Source organism: Cryptosporangium minutisporangium (genome assembly GCF_039536245.1).
GTDB lineage: Bacteria > Actinomycetota > Actinomycetes > Mycobacteriales > Cryptosporangiaceae > Cryptosporangium > Cryptosporangium minutisporangium.
The window spans coordinates 168,479-183,352 of the sequence record NZ_BAAAYN010000017.1 but is presented as its reverse complement, the minus strand read 5'-3'; the positions used below and the strand labels follow the sequence as shown (position 1 = coordinate 183,352).

Here is a 14,874-nt window from a genome sequence, read left to right as displayed (position 1 = left end):
CAGTGCCCGACGCCATTGAAGTTCGCAAGGTCCCGATTCTGAACGTCAGCGACGCGTCGGGCCTCGCTCAGCTCATCGACGACAAGATCCTGGACGCCGACCGGGTGATCGCCGTCATCGGCAAGACCGAGGGCAACGGCGGCGTCAACGACTACACCCGGATCATCGCCGACCGGGCGTTCCGCGAGGTGCTCGTCGAGAAGGGCACTCGTAGCGCGGACGAGGTCAAGCAGATCCCGATCGTCTGGTCCGGCGGCACCGACGGCGTGCTCTCCCCGCACGCCACCGTGTTCGCGACGATCCCGCCGGAGCAGGCGGAGAAGACCGACGAGCCGCGGCTGACCGTCGGTTTCGCGATGAGCGACGTGCTGCTGCCCGAGGACATCGGTCGCGTCGCGATGGTCGAGAAGGTCGCCGCCGCGGTGAAGGTCGCGATGGAGCGGGCCGGCATCACCGACCCCGCCGACGTGCACTACGTCCAGACCAAGACCCCGCTGCTGACGATCCACACGATCCGGGACGCCAAGAGCCGCGGCAAGACGGTCTGGACCGAGCACACCCACGAGTCGATGGACCTCTCGAACGGCACCACCGCACTCGGTATCGCGGTGGCCCTGGGCGAGATCGACATGCCGACCGACGCGGATGTCATGCACGACCGGTCGCTCTACTCGTCGGTGGCGTCCTGTTCCTCGGGCGTCGAGCTCGACCAAGCCCAGGTGGTCGTCGTCGGCAACGCCCGGGGCGTCGGTGGCCGCTACCGGATCGGGCACGGCGTCATGAAGGACGCGCTGGACGCCGACGGCATCTGGGACGCGATCCGCAGCGCCGGTCTGGAGCTGCCCGAGCGTCCGCACCCGTCGGACCTCGGTGGGAAGCTCGTCAACGTCTTCCTCAAGTGCGAGGTCTCGCAGGACGGCGTCGTGCGCGGCCGCCGCAACGCGATGCTCGACGACTCGGACGTGCATTGGCACCGCCAGATCAAGGCAACGGTCGGCGGCGTCACCGCGGCGGTGACCGGCGACCCGGCCGTGTTCGTCTCGGTGTCGGCCGCGCACCAGGGGCCGGACGGTGGCGGCCCGGTCGCTGCGATCGTGGACCTCGGTGCGGGGGAGCCGACCGGCTACCGCGGCTGAGTCTCGTCGGAGCCCGGGCCCCGGTCGGGCCCGGGCTCCGCTACGTTCGGCGCCGTGGACGACGGTGCGGCTGACGTGGTCGGGATCGTGCTGGCGGCCGGGGCCGGGCGTCGGTTCGGGCGGCCCAAGGCACTGGTCGAGTACCGGGGTGATCGCCTCGTCGACCGGGCGGTGCGCCTGCTGCGCGACGGTGGCTGCAACCGCGTCCTCGTGGTCGCCGGTGCCGCGCCGTTGAGCGTCGATGACGCGACGGTCGTCGACAATCCCGGCTGGGCCGAGGGCATGGGGTCCTCGGTCCGCGTCGGCCTGACCGCGGCCGGCAAGGCCGGCACAGCCGGCGCTGCGGTGCTCGTGCCGGTCGACACACCCTTTCTCGGGGCCGACGCCGTCCGCAGGCTGATCTCGGCGTACCGGGGCGGTGCCACGGTCGTCACCGCTACCTACGGCGGGAAACGTGGCCATCCGGTGCTGCTCGGGGCCGAGCACTGGGCGGCGGTGGCCGCCACCGCCGTCGGTGACGTCGGTGCCCGCGCGTTCCTCGCCGCGAACAGGGGCCTGATCACTCCAGTGGCGTGCGACGACACCGGTCGCCCGGACGACGTCGATACCCCCGACGCTCTCGTTTGAAAAGTGTGATCCGCGCTATACCACAAGATAACCGGACGAAAACCTGCAAGGGTGCCGCGCCGGAGCCGACAGGTAGCGCGAAGGGTGCACGCAGCCCGGACACCGGGCGAGCTACGGGGGAGCAACCATGCGGCGGATGATCAACACGGGGCTTCGGGCGACGGCGTCGGTCGGCACGGCGTTCGTCGGGGCGGCGCTCGCCCTGACCAGCCCGGCCCTGGCCGCGCAGGCCCAGGCCGCGCAGCCGCAGGCGGGCCACCCGGCCGGGTCGGCGTGGACCGCGAACAGCGACGGTCGCCTGCTGGTCGACAACGGCCGCGACATGGACCAGATCGCGTCCGGCAGCACCAAGACGCTGCTGGCCGGCGAGGTCTTCCAGCGTAAGTACGGCGCGTACTCCAAGGACGGTCGCAAGATCGTCTACTCCGACCAGGGCCGCACGGGCTTCGGCGCGCAGGTCTGGATCATGGACGCGAACGGCTCGAACCGCCGCCAGCTCACCTCGCTGGAGAGCGAAGCGTTCGGCCCCGAGCTGTCGCCGAACGGTCGGCGCATCGCGTACCAGACGCAGGGCGCGATCTGGGTGATGAACGCGGACGGCACCGGCGCGCGCAAGGTGAGCCGCGACGGCTTCTATTACGGCACCGGCATCAGCTGGGCCCCCGACAGCAACCGCTTCGCGGTGACCCGCGGCCAGGTCGACGAGCGCAGCGGTGAGCCGTACAACCACGAGGTGGTCGTCGTCCGGGTCGACGGCACCCGCGAGACCGCGCTCACCCGGAACGGTGGGGACAAGAACAGCCCGGCGTGGAGCCCGGACGGGACCACGATCGTGTTCAGCCACGCCACCGCTGCGGACACGTACGACCTCTGGACGATGAAGGCGGACGGCAGCGGCGCCCGCCAGATCACCCGCACGAAGGGCGTCGGCGAGCAGGACACGGTGTGGGCGCCGACCGGAACCGCGATCGCCTACGCCGCGTGGGCGCAGGCCACCGAGAGCGAACCGCGGGTGATGAAGGCCAAGTCCGATGGCACCGCCGCCAAGTCGCTGAACGCCGTCGGTTACCCGACCAGCTGGAGGTGATCCGGACATGAGGACTCCACGCGCCTTCACCGGCTTCCGCCGCCCGTCGGCTCGTCGTCCGGTTTCGCGTCGGACGGCCCCGAGCCCGAACGGTTCGACTCGGCCACCCGAGCGTCGGCACCCGCCGTCGCGGCCACAGGTTTAGTCCCGGCTATTCGAGGAGGTGATCGCTCGAGAACTCGACACCACGCCACAGAGTCACTGCGTCATAGGTCGGGCCGGTCCGGGGGAACACTCCGAGCCGGCCCGACTGTCGTTCAGGACTTCCAGGTCGACGGGTCTTGGAGATCACCGGTCAGTTCGAAGCTCTTGATCGTGCGCGAGGCGAGTTGCGCGGCGGGAACCGAGTTCGTCGCGACCGATCCTTCTGGACGGCTCTCCATCGCGACCAGGACGTCTTTCCGCGGCGCGAATCGGAAGGTCTCGAAGCCGGTCTGCATGATCGGCCGATGCTCGACCTGGTACGGCCCGATGTCCTCGAGCGGCGTTTCGAGCGTCAGCCCGGCCGCCGGGTTCGTCGCGACGTCGATCTGAACACCCGGCCCGATGCCTCGCCGCTCCCAGAAGAACAGGCGGAACGCCGAACCGACTTTGTTCCAGTGGGTGATGTCGATCCGCAGCAGCGGCACCTTCGGCTTCGCGAACGTGAACGGAACGCCGGTGGGGACGCCGAGTTGGACACCGAGCGACTCGACGATTCGGATCGCGGTGTTCCGCCCGTCCGGCAGGTCCTTGATCACGACGATCGCCCTCGCCCCCTCGGCCCAGACGAAGTCCAGCTGGCCGAAGTGACCGGCGTAGGCGGCGAACGTATGGTCGCCGTTCGGCCACCACGTCGACTTCGCGCCTCGGATCGTCGGACCCGGTTCACTGGTCGGGTTGGGTCGCTCGGTCGGGACCGAATCAGGCAGCTTGCCACCCCACTGCACTCCACCGCCCCGGGCCGCCAAGTAGACGTACACGTTGTCGATGTCGGGGGTCGAACCGGCGGAGAACGTCACGCCGCCGGCCTCGATGTGCACCTTCCAGCGGTCGACGCCGTCGGGCAGCCAGGTCGGGGTGACCTTCGTCCGTAGCGGGTCGAAGGCGGCCGGTGCCTGCGCCGGTACCGGCGCGGGTTCGGCCGGTGGGGCGGGGCGCTCGGAAAACCGACTGTCAGCACAGTGGCGGTCACGGTCACGAGCAGGACGAGCGCCGCTGCGCCTGCAAGGATCAGCCGTTGCCGGGTCATGCGTCCTAGGACCTCCACGTCGACGGATGGCGCATCTTTCCGGTCATCCGGAAGCTCGCAATGATGTCCTCGGTCAGCTTCAGCGCCGCTTGGATCTCCTCCGCCGAGCTGCGCTCCGCCCGGGGCCGAAGTTGCACGAACGTCTCGGGCTCGGCTTGGAAGCTGTAGGAGGTCGCGCCGTTGCGGTTGACCGTGTCGACCTGCCACGGCCCGATCCTCCGGTCGGGTGACAGCGCAGCGGTCACCGTGTCGACCTGGATGTCGATGCCCGGCCCGACCTCGTCCTTCGCCGAGTACACGAAACTGAACGCGGAGGCACCGTCGGGCGCGCTGTACCGGTCGTAGTGCGCGATCTCCAGCCGGGTGAGCGGAACCTTCGGGCGGATCATCGTGAACGGGAGCGCGGTTGGGACACCAACGTCCACGCGGAGTGTTTCGGCGATCTTCGCGGCGACGTTCATCGCGTCGCCGACGTCCCACAGCGTCACCGAGCCGAGCGCGCCGGGAGCCCAGGTGAACCGCAATTCGCCCGCCCGGTTTTTCCCGGCGGCGATGTCCCGCGGGAACCAGGTCGACTCGCGTCCTCTGACCGTGGGCCCGGCGATTCGGTCGTCCGGGTTCGGGTCGGTGGGTTCGGCGAAGCCATCCATGCGTGGGGCCGAGGCCAACCGTGCTCCACGTGCGGCCAGGTAGACGTCGATCTCTCGACCGGAGGTGTTGTCCTTGGTCGTTTGGAAGCGGACCCCCGGGCTCTCCAGCCGCCTCACCCATCGGTCGAACCCCGGCGGCAGGAAGCCCATCTGCAGCCGGGTGTCGGCCGGGTCGAACGCGGTGGGAGCTGGGGGTGCCGACGGCTTGGGACCGGGAACGACAGGCGGCGCTGGGCGGTCGCGCACCACCGCTGCCACCACGACCGCCGCCACCGTCACCAGCAGGACCAGCGCCGCCGCGCCGATGGTCACCAGCCGCTGACGCGAGCGCAGCTGACGCCGGGCGGTCTCGGCCGCCAGGTAGGAGTCCACTGCGGTCGTCTCCGGCGTCTCCGCCGCGACGTCGTGCAACAAGGTCCGGAGTGTCGTTTCGTTCATCGTCCACTCCTCGTCTCGGTGGGGTAGGACTCGTCGGGGAGTAATCGGCGCAGTGCCGCGAGACCCCGTGCGGTGTGGCTCTTCACCGTGTTCGCCGGGCAGCCGAGCGCCTCGGCCGTCTCGTCCACCGAGAGGTCTGCGTAGTAACGGAGGACCAACGTGGCGCGCTGTTTCGCGGGCAGCGTCGCCAACGCGGCCCGGAGGGCCAGCGTGGCGGCCGGATCCGGGCCGGTCACCATGCTCTCCGGGAGATGGTCGACCAGCACCACGCGCCGGGCCCAGCCCGTGCGGCGTTCGCTGAGGAACACCCGGATCAGCACCGTCCGGGCGTAGGAGTCCCGGTTGGTGGCCGTGCGTGCCCGGTCCCAGCGCAGGTAGAGCTTCACCAGCGCGCTCTGCACCAGGTCGTCGGCGCGGTGGCCGTCCTGGCTGAGGACGTAGGCCAGCCGGCGTAACGCCGGTAGCGCGGACCGGACGTACTCGTGGTACTCCTCGTCCTCTTGGTCGGCCACGCCCATCCCTCTCCGGAGCACTGACTTCGCCGGGTGCCTGCCCTCTTAAGAGGGGGCTGGGAGTCCTCGGGGTTGCGGCAACGTCCGGATTCCGTGTCGGGTACTGGTCCGGGCGAGGCACCGCGGTCTCGGGTCCGCGTAGAATCGCGCGGCGTGACGCTCCGTCTCCATGACACTGCCAGCAGGTCGATCCGCGAGTTCGTCCCCCTCTCGCCGGGGCGATGCGGGATCTACCTGTGCGGTCCGACGGTGCAGTCCGCTCCGCACATCGGGCACCTGCGTTCGGCCGTCAACTACGACGTGCTGCGGCGGTGGCTGACCCGGTCGGGTTACGCGGTGACGTTCGTGCAGAACGTCACCGACATCGACGACAAGATCCTGGCGAAGGCCGGCAGCCTCGAGTGGTGGGCCCTGGCGTACACCAACGAGCGCGCGTTCGCCGACGCGTACGCGACCCTCGGGTGCCAGCCGCCCACGATCGCGCCGCGGGCGACCGGCCACGTGCCCGAGATGATCGAGCTGATGCACACGCTGATCGAGCGTGGTCACGCGTACGCGGCCGACGGTGACGTGTACTTCGACGTCGTCTCCTACCCCGAGTACGGCGCGCTCTCCGGGCAGCGGCTCGACCACGTGCAGGGCGACGGGACGGACGAGCACTGCAAGCGCGACCCCCGCGACTTCGCACTGTGGAAGAGCCGTAAGCCCGAAGAGCCGGCGACCGCGTCCTGGCCGACGCCGTGGGGCCCGGGCCGTCCGGGCTGGCACCTCGAGTGCTCGGCGATGGCCGGCCGCTACCTCGGCGAGACGTTCGACATCCACGGTGGCGGCCTCGACCTGGTGTTCCCGCACCACGAGAACGAGATCGCCCAGTCGAAGGCCGCCGGATTCGGGTTCGCGAACTACTGGGTGCACCACGCGCTGCTGAACCTCGGTCCGGAGAAGATGAGCAAGTCGATCGGGAACGTGATCGACCTGCCGCACGTCCTGGGTCTGGTCCGCGCCGTCGACCTCCGCTACTACCTGGCGACGCCGCACTACCGCTCGACGATCGACTACAGCGAGGAATCGCTGCTCGAGGCCGCTGTCGGGTACCGGCGGATCGAGAACTTCGTCGAGCGGGCAGTCGAGCGGGTCGGGGCCGGTGAGACCTCGTTGTCGCCGGCGTTCGTCAACGCGCTCGACGACGACCTGAGCACGCCGGCTGCGATCGCGTCCGTGCACGAGGCGGTGCGGGCCGGGAACGCGGCGCTGGCCACCGGGGACGATGCGGCGGTGCGCTCGGCGTTGGCCGAGGTCCGGGGCGGGCTCGAGGTCTTCGGACTCGACCCGTCGCAGTGGACTGCCCACGACGGTGCGTCGGAGGACCTGCGGAGCGTCGTCGACTCGCTGGTGGCGGTGGCGCTGGAACAGCGTCAGGCTGCCCGGGCGCGGAAGGACTTCGGTGCCGCAGACGGCATCCGGGATCAGCTCAAGGACGCCGGTATCGTGGTTGAGGACACGCCGGCGGGTCCCCGCTGGTCTTTGTAGCTCTCCATTTCGATCGAAAGCGATACGTATGCCCGGCAACAGCCAGCGCCCCAACCGCCGCAAGGCGGGCACCAAGAAGGGCGCAGTCGTCGGTTCGGGCGGCCAGCGTCGTAAGGCACTGGAAGGCAAGGGGCCGACGCCCAAGGCCGTCGACCGGTACAAGCACCAGGCGCACAAGAAGTCGGCGGCAGCGGCTCGGCGATCTCCCTCGCCCGGCTCCGAGCGGGCGCGTACGGCACCCGGGCGGCGTGCGCAGGGCTCTCGGGAGGGCGCCGAGCTGCTCGTCGGCCGCAACCCGGTGGTCGAGGCGCTGCGGGCGGAGATCCCGGCCAGCGCGCTGTTCCTCGCGCTCGGCGTCGACATCGATGAGCGGATCAACGAGGCGGTGCAGACCGCAGGCGACCGGGGTCTGTCGATCATCGAGGTCAGCCGCACCGAGCTCGACCGGATGACCGGGGGAGTGCTGCACCAGGGCATCGGGCTCAAGGTGCCGCCGTACGCCTACGCCGACCTGCCGGAGGTGCTGGCGTCGGTGTCCGGGACGCCGTTGTTGGTCGCGCTGGACGGTGTCACCGACCCGCGCAACCTTGGTGCGGTGGTGCGCTCGGCTGCGGCGTTCGGCGCCCACGGCGTGATACTTCCGGAGCGTCGTGCCGCGGGCATGACCGCCACCGCGTGGCGGACGTCGGCCGGTGCGGCGGCTCGGGTGCCGGTGGCTCGCGTCACGAACCTCACCCGGACGCTGCGGTCGCTGCAGGACGAGGGGTTCACCGTGCTCGGTCTGGACGCCGACGGCGAGGTGACCTCCGACGACCTGGAGGTGGGCACCGACCCGGTGGTGATCGTGGTGGGCTCCGAGGGACGCGGGCTGTCGCGGTTGGTCGGCGAGGCCTGTGACCAGCGGGTGTCGATCCCGATGACCGCCGACACCGAGTCGCTCAACGCATCGGTGGCGGCCGCCGTGCTGCTCGCCGAGGTAGCGCGCCAGCGCCGCCTTCCGCGCTGATTCACGTCGAATCCGCTTCCACGGAGCTCGTGGAAGCGGATTCGACGTATCTGGGCGTGGGAGCGCGCGTCACGACGGGAGCAGCTGACGGAAGCGGTGGCGGGCCGGCCGAAGCGCCAGTCCCAGCCCGACGCCGATCAGCAGCCCGTAGACGTTGTCCGCAACGTCCCGGGTGTCGCAGAACCGGCTCAGCGGCAGTAGCCGTTGAGCCGCTTCGATCCCCAACGGCAGGAGCGTCGCGAACGCCGCGAGCGTGAACGGCGTCCACAGCGTCGCGGGCTTGCGTGTACCGGTCAGCGCGATGAACGCACCGAGCGGCACGAACATCCAGACGTTGAGGCTGCGCCCGTTGATCGTTCCCACGAACGGCCACGGAACCCAGTCGGGCTGCCAGCCGGCTCGGACGCATCCCCATCCCTGCCAGTGGTTCGCGAACGGCGTGGGCGCAGGAGTGAGCGTCACGATCGCGACCCCGGCCAGGCTCAGCAGCAACCCGATCGCGACGAGCGGATGGGTTCCCGAGTGCCGTACCAGCGGTCGCCACCCCAGTGCTGCCAACGCCAGGACGACCACCGCGACGAGCACGATCGCTGACAACTCGCTGACGATGCTGACCCCCAGAACGTGGAAAGACCTGCGCCGAATGCGTCGGCGCAGGTCTTTCCTACTACGAACTAGTGCGAACCATTCAGCCGCTCAGCTCTGCAGCGCAGAGGCCGGCTGAACAATCCTCAGTCGAGGCGCTTGCCGCTCTCGGCGTGGAACGCGTGCACCTCGTCCTTGTCGATCTGCAGGTGCACGGTGTCGGCGAGCGCCGGGATCGTCCGACCGTCGGTGCGGGTGACGATCCGGGTGTCCTCGCTGTCGATCTCCGCGTGGCCGTAGACGTAAGCGTCCGACCCGAGCTCCTCGACCAGGTCGACGATCACCGGAAGCCCGGTGCCGTCGGAGACCAGGCTGATCGCCTCCGGGCGGAAACCGATCGTCACCGTCTTCGCGCCGCCCTCACCGGCGGCCTTGACCTGCTCGCGGGTGAGCGGCACGACGATGGGGCCGAGCTGTGCGCCGTCCTCGGTCAGCGGAACCGTCTTGAGGTTCATGGCCGGGGAGCCGATGAAGCCGGCGACGAACGCGTTGGCCGGCTTGTCGTAGAGCACCCGGGGGGTGTCGCACTGCAGGAGCAGGCCGTCCTTGAGCACCGCGACCCGGTGGCCCATGGTCTGCGCCTCGACCTGGTCGTGGGTGACGTAGACGGTGGTGATGCCGAGCCGCTTCTGCAGGGCGGCGATCTGCGAACGGGTCTGGACGCGCAGCTTGGCGTCGAGGTTCGAGAGCGGCTCGTCCATCAGGAAGACCTGCGGCTGGCGCACGATCGCCCGGCCCATCGCGACCCGCTGGCGCTGACCACCGGAGAGGGCCTTCGGCTTGCGGTCGAGGTAGGGCTCCAGGTCCAGCAGCTTCGCGGCCTCACGGACCTTCTCGGCGATCTCGGCCTTCGGCGTCTTCTTGAGCTTCAGCGCGAAGCCCATGTTCTCCGCGACCGTCATGTGCGGGTAGAGCGCGTAGTTCTGGAAGACCATCGCGATGTCGCGAGCCTTCGGCGGGAGGTGCGAGACGTCCTTGTCGTTGATGAGGATCGCGCCCTCGTTGACGTCCTCGAGGCCGGCGAGCATCCGCAGCGACGTCGACTTGCCGCAACCGGAGGGGCCGACCAGGACCAAGAACTCGCCGTCGTGGATCTCGAGGTCGAGCTTGTCGACGGCGGGCTTCGTCGAGCCGGGGTAAATCCGGCTGGCCCCCTTGTACGTGACCGTAGCCATGGTGCAGTCCTTTCCACCGGCAGGAACGTGCCGGACGATCCGAGTGGTGAGGACGGTGCAGACAGCTCCGCCTCCCGCGAACGGGCATCAGGCCCGATCGTGGAGCAAACATATCTCCCGCATGTCAGCGACGTTGCCGTTCGGCGAAAGAGAGTGAAAGGGACGCGCTTTAGATCCGATTCATCATTATCAGACCGAGTCGCAATCAGTAAACGGGTCTATGCAAAGAGTAATGTCTATCGCCATGAATCGTTTCAAACCCACACTAGGTATGTGCAGATGACCTACATCACAAAGTCGGTCGGTTACTGGCGGGTATACGCAGCGCCCTTGATCGGTTAGGGTCCGCCCATGGTCCAGCGGCAGCCCCGTCGAACCGCCACGCTCGCGTCGTTGGCGGCGGAACTCGGCGTGTCCCGCACCACCGTCTCCAACGCGTACAACCGCCCTGACCAGCTGTCCCCCCAGCTGCGTCAGCGCGTCCTCGAGGCGGCGAAGCGTCTCGGGTATCCCGGTCCCGACCCGCTCGCGCGCTCGCTGCGTACGCGGCGGGCCGGCGCGATCGGGCTGCTCCTCACCGAGGCCCTGTCGTACGCGTTCCGTGACCCCGCCGCGGTGGAGTTCCTCGCCGGCCTGGCGCGTGAGTGCGAGGACGCGAAGACCGGACTTCTGCTCGTCCCCGCGGTGCCGGGCGCCGGTACCGACCCGGCTCTCGCCGCGGCCGCCGCCGTCGACGGCTTCATCGTCTACTCGTTGCCGAACGACGACCCGCACCTGGAAGCCGCGCTCGCGCGTCCGCTGCCGACCGTCATTGTCGACGAACCGTTGAACGCGACCGGAGCCGACTTCGTCGGTATCGACGACCGGGCGGCGGCCGCCAAGGCCGGCGCGCACCTGGCCGAGCTGGGGCACCGGAAGATCGGCATCATCTGTAGCCGGATCAGCTCGCAGCGCGGACCGGGTGGCCAGGCCACCCCGGAGCGCCAGCGGTCCTCGCCCTACGACGTCGTGCGGCTGCGGCTCGACGGCCTGTTCGACGGGCTGGCGCTCGACCGGGAAGACGTTCCGGTCTGGGAGTGCTGGGAGAACACGATCGACTCGGCAGCGGGCGCGGCCAAGGAGATGCTCGACCAGTACCCCGACCTGACTGCGGTCGCGTGCACCACCGACGTCCTGGCCCTCGGCACGATCCAGGCGGCCAAGGCGATGGGGCGGCAGGTGCCGAGCGACCTCTCGGTCACCGGCTTCGACGACATCCCCGAGGCCAGCATCAGCGGGTTGACGACGATCCACCAGTCGCACGCGGAGAAGGGCCGGGCCGCCTGGCGTCTGCTCAGCCGCGACGACCGGGACGAGACGCCGACCATGCGGGCAACCATTCCGACCGAACTGCGCATCCGACAGACGACGACCGGACCCCGCTGAGTCGATTGGGTTAACTGGCCGCAGGTCCCTGTTGGAGGGACCCCTGGGTCTAGTTGGATGGTCGAGTGCCCACCGTCCGAACCAACAGTGACCTGTACCTCGCGATGTCCCGATTCGGGTCCTCCACCCGTAGACCGCTGGAGGAGTTCCTGCGCGCCTGGTGGTCGACCGGGTACGACCGGAGCGACGAGAAGGCGCTCGAGCCCGACGAACTGGTGGAGTGGATCCACGAAGCCCTGGATGCGTCCGCTCCGCCGTTCGAGCGGTACTGGGCACGGGAGGATCTCGACCTCGACGTCATGGACGGCTTCTCCGCCTGGTCCCGGGTGATCCGGGCGCAGGTCTGCGACTTGCACGAGATGGCGGACGCGGGGGCCTTACGCTCCCAGGCCAGCTACCTCGGCCTGGACGCTCCGCGCCCAGCGGGGACGGGGCGCAGGCCGACGTCCCGGCAGTGGTTCAACCTGGACGTGGCCAGCTACCTGGAGTCGGGTGTGATCGCGACGGTCGGTGGGTGGCGTCCGGAGTTCGAGGACGCGGTGGTCGACCAGACGCCGCCGGAGCCGCTCGCCATCGGGGCGTTCGATTGGACCGACCTGACGAAGTTCGCGATGGGGGCACAGACCCATCAGTGAGCAGCGTCCCAGCAGGGGTGTGTGGGGAGCGGCTACGATCAGGCGTACCTGCTGGTGTGGCGCAATTGGCAGCGCACCCGACTTGTAATCGGGCGGTTAGGGGTTCAAGTCCCCTCACCAGCTCTCTTCTTGCTGGTCAGCGGGGGCCCGGCCTCGGCGCTCCCTGGTTCGCGCCCCCCACTTACCCCCCGAGAACCGGCGTACCTGGGGGCGGTCGATCCAGGGTGGATTGCTCGCGGGGGTGATTACTCTCCGCGACTAGATCGCGCCGTGTGCGGGTGCGGCTGCCTCGATGCGACGGGCTAGCTCGATGTCGTGCTCGGCGACGCGTCCGCCCAGGTCGCTGGAGCTGATCGACACGTGCAGCTGCCGGTAGCCGAGCGTGGCGTCGGAGTGATGTCCGAGGTCGTCCTGGATGGCCGCGATGTGCACGACGAATGCCGCTCCGGGGATGTGCGCGATGTCGTACGTGCGCTCGATCTTGCGACCGTCCGTCGTCCAACCCGGCAGATCGGCGATGCGCTTCTCGATCTCTTCGTGGGTCAGTGCCTCGGCCACGTCAGATCCTCCCGGTGATCCGTGCCAGTGCCTCGGCCAGGTCACGCCCGACCGGGTCGGATTGCCACGGGGTCATGGCTACGTTCAGCGCGGCCAGCTCCCGGCGAGCGCGGGCTGACCCGGTGTCACGGCGATTGCCACCGACTGACGTGCCAGCTCGACCGCCTGCTCAGGCTCCCCGGCCGCTGCTGCCGCCTGAGCGCGCCGGGCAGACCACACCCCGACGTCTCGGCGAGCTGACGGCGGAGCTTCCGGCAGGATCTGCGACCAGATGCGCTCGGCCTCGCGGGGGACTCCCAGCCGCCCGTAACAGGTGGCCCGCTGGACCTCGACGTAGTGCGGAGTACGCAGGCAAGCGGTGCCCCACAGCTCGACGTCGACGGAGCCGATCAGCGCCCCGGCGGTGTCGAGGAGCCGATCGACCTCGGCCCGGTCGTTCAGCAGCGACGCACCGTGTGCTTGCTGCTGGTAGGCGAAGACCCGCACCTCGGGATGGAGACGGCTCCGTCCAGTAGGGCAGCCTCGCAGAGGTCCACCACGGCGGCACCCGTGCCGAGATCGGTTCGCGCCATCGCTCGGTCCACGAGCGCACGCGCAACCGCTACCCGGTCCTGGGCACGGTAAGCCCATTCCTGAGCTACGTCGTGCCACCGCAGCGCGCCGCCCGGGTCGCCTGCGTCGAGGTGCAGCCAGGCCGCGAACGTCGAATAGGCCACGCCGATCGGGCCATGTTCCGCCGAGTCGGGCCGTCGGCCGCGTCGATCAGGCCACCGATCAGTCTGCACTGCGCCGCGATCGTCTCCAGGAGCGCGAGCGGCCCGAGCATCATGTCAGCGGCGTAGTGCTGGGTGAGCTGCTGCCGGAAGTGCCCGATGACGTCGAGACCGCACGCGGAATCATCAACCAGCACCAGCCCTGCGCGCCCACTGGTCACCCTGATAACCCGGTCCGGCTGTGTGCGTCGGCCACGCACCAGATTTACGCGCCGCTGTGGCCGTGCGACCACCATCGGTGGGCCGTTGATGTGCTCGCCGCCGACGACCGCGGCGAGATCCTGCCTGCCGTCGAAACGGCGGTCTGAGTCGTGGCAATGCTCGCTACCAATCGCGGCACGGTCTACATCGACGCAGAGACCGACCTGCCGCCTGAGTCGGTGCCCATCAGCCCAGCAGATCTGGCCGCACATGTGCACGATCTACTCGCCGCTCGGGGGCTGAATCCACCCACCAGCGCCGAAGCGATCAGCGGAGCCGAGTACGGCGCTGCGATCCTTCTTGCCGCCTACGGAGCCCTGGCATTGCCTGGCCGCGGCAGTCAGGACGCGTCGACATGATGCACGGGTATTTCGAGTGGGAGAGGGGCCGCTCAGTACTGCGGCGGGTACTGGCCTCCGTACGGGCCGGGCTGCTGGTAAGGACCGGGCTGCTGGTAGGCGTTGGGGCCGTACGGGGCGGCCGCCTCGATCTGCAACCGCTTCCTGCTGCCGCTGCGACGAATCACCGTGATCAACCCGATGATCATCGCGATCACAAAGCCGATGCAAGGCAGGCCGACCAATCCGGCAGCACCGCCGAAGAATCTGCCCGTGATTGGCGCCTGGTCGCCGACGAGGAACGGCGTGCTCCCGCAGGAGAGGGCGACCGTGTGGGTCCTGTGAGGGAAGACCGTCACCGCCGGCTTCCAGGTCTTGCCGCCGTGATCGAAGCGGCCGTCTTTATGCAGCCGCTTGAACAGCGGGTCGTCCTGCGGCCGCCTGAGCGCGATGTCAGAGGACGGGTTCGCCGTGCAGGTCGGCGTGCTGGCGCTCTGCTCGACGTAGATCACGTAGCTGGTGTCGTAGCCGAGCAAGACCTGCGTGGGCGTGGAGCCGCTCGACTGTGTCAGCACCTTCGGGTCGGCGTCGTTCGCTTTCGAGACTCCGAACAAGAACACAGCGATTCCGGCGATCAGGCTGAGACCGAACACGACGCTGACGATGACGTACCAGACCCGGCCCGGTCGGATCCGGCTGCTGTCGATGAGCACTGCCATGCTGACGCCCTCCCGCTGTTGGGCGCACAGTATCGAGCCGCACATCCTGGACGCCTGGAACCGCTGCGCTGCCGACTGCGCTATCCCCGCTCTACGGCCCCGCCCGGCCACGGCACGAGACAGAGCGCAGCCAGGCGGGGTTCTATCTCCGGTGAGCGGCGGGCTTGCCGCGGTGCCGGTCAGACGTC

General features: G+C 69.3%; 17 protein-coding genes and 1 tRNA gene. 10 read left to right on the top strand and 8 right to left on the bottom strand.

Annotated elements, in window-relative coordinates:
• Positions 1-2 precede the first annotated feature (2 nt).
• The 3 genes from bar (at position 3) to ABEB28_RS12655 (ending at position 2,850) form a co-directional block, all read left to right on the top strand.
• Positions 3-1,136, top strand: a complete 1,134-nt coding sequence (gene bar / locus ABEB28_RS12665) for a barbiturase (RefSeq protein WP_345728240.1) — start codon at positions 3-5, stop codon at positions 1,134-1,136.
• 54 nt (positions 1,137-1,190) lie between these two features.
• Complete coding sequence (locus tag ABEB28_RS12660) at positions 1,191-1,763, top strand: nucleotidyltransferase family protein (RefSeq protein WP_345728239.1); 573 nt, start codon at positions 1,191-1,193, stop codon at positions 1,761-1,763.
• A 136-nt stretch (positions 1,764-1,899) separates the two neighbouring features.
• Positions 1,900-2,850 carry a TolB family protein gene (locus ABEB28_RS12655; protein WP_345728238.1) on the top strand — a complete coding sequence of 317 codons (951 nt, stop codon included), beginning with the start codon at positions 1,900-1,902 and terminating at the stop codon, positions 2,848-2,850.
• A 257-nt stretch (positions 2,851-3,107) separates the two neighbouring features.
• Here ABEB28_RS12655 and ABEB28_RS12650 read toward each other — a convergent pair whose 3' ends face one another.
• From ABEB28_RS12650 to ABEB28_RS12640, 3 genes are all read right to left on the bottom strand, one after another.
• Complete coding sequence (locus ABEB28_RS12650; protein ID WP_345728237.1) at positions 3,108-3,872, bottom strand: hypothetical protein; 765 nt, start codon at positions 3,870-3,872, stop codon at positions 3,108-3,110.
• 214 nt (positions 3,873-4,086) lie between these two features.
• Complete coding sequence (locus tag ABEB28_RS12645; protein WP_345728236.1) at positions 4,087-5,169, bottom strand: hypothetical protein; 1,083 nt, start codon at positions 5,167-5,169, stop codon at positions 4,087-4,089.
• Positions 5,166-5,681: a SigE family RNA polymerase sigma factor gene (locus tag ABEB28_RS12640; protein WP_376980302.1), complete on the bottom strand. Its 516-nt coding sequence runs from the start codon at positions 5,679-5,681 to the stop codon at positions 5,166-5,168. Before ABEB28_RS12640 ends, ABEB28_RS12645 begins: the two co-directional genes overlap by 4 nt.
• A 153-nt stretch (positions 5,682-5,834) precedes the next feature.
• Between ABEB28_RS12640 and cysS the strand changes: the two genes are divergently transcribed.
• On the top strand, positions 5,835-7,211 hold the full coding sequence (gene cysS / locus ABEB28_RS12635; protein WP_345728234.1) for a cysteine--tRNA ligase: 1,377 nt from the start codon (positions 5,835-5,837) through the stop codon (positions 7,209-7,211).
• Between the two features lie 28 nt (positions 7,212-7,239).
• Positions 7,240-8,217: a 23S rRNA (guanosine(2251)-2'-O)-methyltransferase RlmB gene (gene rlmB / locus ABEB28_RS12630; protein WP_345728233.1), complete on the top strand. Its 978-nt coding sequence runs from the start codon at positions 7,240-7,242 to the stop codon at positions 8,215-8,217.
• A 69-nt stretch (positions 8,218-8,286) separates the two neighbouring features.
• On the opposite strand, the gene ABEB28_RS12625 is transcribed toward rlmB, so the two are convergent.
• Together ABEB28_RS12625 and ABEB28_RS12620 are read right to left on the bottom strand one after the other, a co-directional pair.
• Positions 8,287-8,814, bottom strand: coding sequence for a VanZ family protein (locus tag ABEB28_RS12625; protein ID WP_345728232.1), 528 nt, complete (start codon positions 8,812-8,814; stop codon positions 8,287-8,289).
• A gap of 134 nt (positions 8,815-8,948) precedes the next feature.
• Complete coding sequence (locus ABEB28_RS12620) at positions 8,949-10,037, bottom strand: ABC transporter ATP-binding protein (protein WP_345728231.1); 1,089 nt, start codon at positions 10,035-10,037, stop codon at positions 8,949-8,951.
• Positions 10,038-10,388: 351 nt separating this feature from the next.
• Between ABEB28_RS12620 and ABEB28_RS12615 the strand changes: the two genes are divergently transcribed.
• The 3 genes from ABEB28_RS12615 (at position 10,389) to ABEB28_RS12605 (ending at position 12,220) form a co-directional block, all read left to right on the top strand.
• On the top strand, positions 10,389-11,462 hold the full coding sequence (locus tag ABEB28_RS12615) for a LacI family DNA-binding transcriptional regulator (RefSeq protein WP_345728230.1): 1,074 nt from the start codon (positions 10,389-10,391) through the stop codon (positions 11,460-11,462).
• Positions 11,463-11,527: 65 nt separating this feature from the next.
• Complete coding sequence (locus ABEB28_RS12610; protein WP_345728229.1) at positions 11,528-12,097, top strand: hypothetical protein; 570 nt, start codon at positions 11,528-11,530, stop codon at positions 12,095-12,097.
• Positions 12,098-12,147: 50 nt separating this feature from the next.
• Positions 12,148-12,220 (top strand) — tRNA-Thr (locus tag ABEB28_RS12605).
• A gap of 135 nt (positions 12,221-12,355) precedes the next feature.
• On the opposite strand, the gene ABEB28_RS12600 is transcribed toward ABEB28_RS12605, so the two are convergent.
• Positions 12,356-12,655, bottom strand: coding sequence for a 4a-hydroxytetrahydrobiopterin dehydratase (locus ABEB28_RS12600; RefSeq protein WP_345728228.1), 300 nt, complete (start codon positions 12,653-12,655; stop codon positions 12,356-12,358).
• A gap of 84 nt (positions 12,656-12,739) precedes the next feature.
• Entirely contained in the window at positions 12,740-13,141 is a 402-nt protein-coding gene (locus ABEB28_RS12595) for a hypothetical protein (RefSeq protein WP_345728227.1), read from the bottom strand.
• 355 nt (positions 13,142-13,496) lie between these two features.
• On the opposite strand from ABEB28_RS12595, the gene ABEB28_RS12590 reads away from it, so the two are divergent.
• Together ABEB28_RS12590 and ABEB28_RS12585 are read left to right on the top strand one after the other, a co-directional pair.
• Positions 13,497-13,736 (top strand): hypothetical protein, encoded by a 240-nt coding sequence (locus tag ABEB28_RS12590; protein WP_345728226.1) that lies wholly within the window; start codon positions 13,497-13,499, stop codon positions 13,734-13,736.
• A gap of 3 nt (positions 13,737-13,739) precedes the next feature.
• A complete protein-coding gene (locus ABEB28_RS12585; RefSeq protein WP_345728225.1) occupies positions 13,740-13,988 on the top strand; it encodes a hypothetical protein in 249 nt (82 codons plus the stop codon).
• Positions 13,989-14,020: 32 nt separating this feature from the next.
• Here ABEB28_RS12585 and ABEB28_RS12580 read toward each other — a convergent pair whose 3' ends face one another.
• Complete coding sequence (locus tag ABEB28_RS12580; protein WP_345728224.1) at positions 14,021-14,686, bottom strand: hypothetical protein; 666 nt, start codon at positions 14,684-14,686, stop codon at positions 14,021-14,023.
• Between the last annotated feature and the right edge of the window lie 188 nt (positions 14,687-14,874).

Bases quoted from the DNA above. Each gene is read 5' to 3' on its own strand.
- ABEB28_RS12655 (WP_345728238.1), top strand. From the start codon at position 1,900: ATGATCAACACGGGGCTTCGGGCGACGGCGTCGGTCGGCACGGCGTTC.
- ABEB28_RS12645 (WP_345728236.1), bottom strand. From the start codon at position 5,169: ATGAACGAAACGACACTCCGGACCTTGTTGCACGACGTCGCGGCGGAG.
- rlmB (WP_345728233.1), top strand. From the start codon at position 7,240: ATGCCCGGCAACAGCCAGCGCCCCAACCGCCGCAAGGCGGGCACCAAG.
- ABEB28_RS12620 (WP_345728231.1), bottom strand. From the start codon at position 10,037: ATGGCTACGGTCACGTACAAGGGGGCCAGCCGGATTTACCCCGGCTCG.
- ABEB28_RS12615 (WP_345728230.1), top strand. From the start codon at position 10,389: ATGGTCCAGCGGCAGCCCCGTCGAACCGCCACGCTCGCGTCGTTGGCG.
- ABEB28_RS12580 (WP_345728224.1), bottom strand. From the start codon at position 14,686: ATGGCAGTGCTCATCGACAGCAGCCGGATCCGACCGGGCCGGGTCTGG.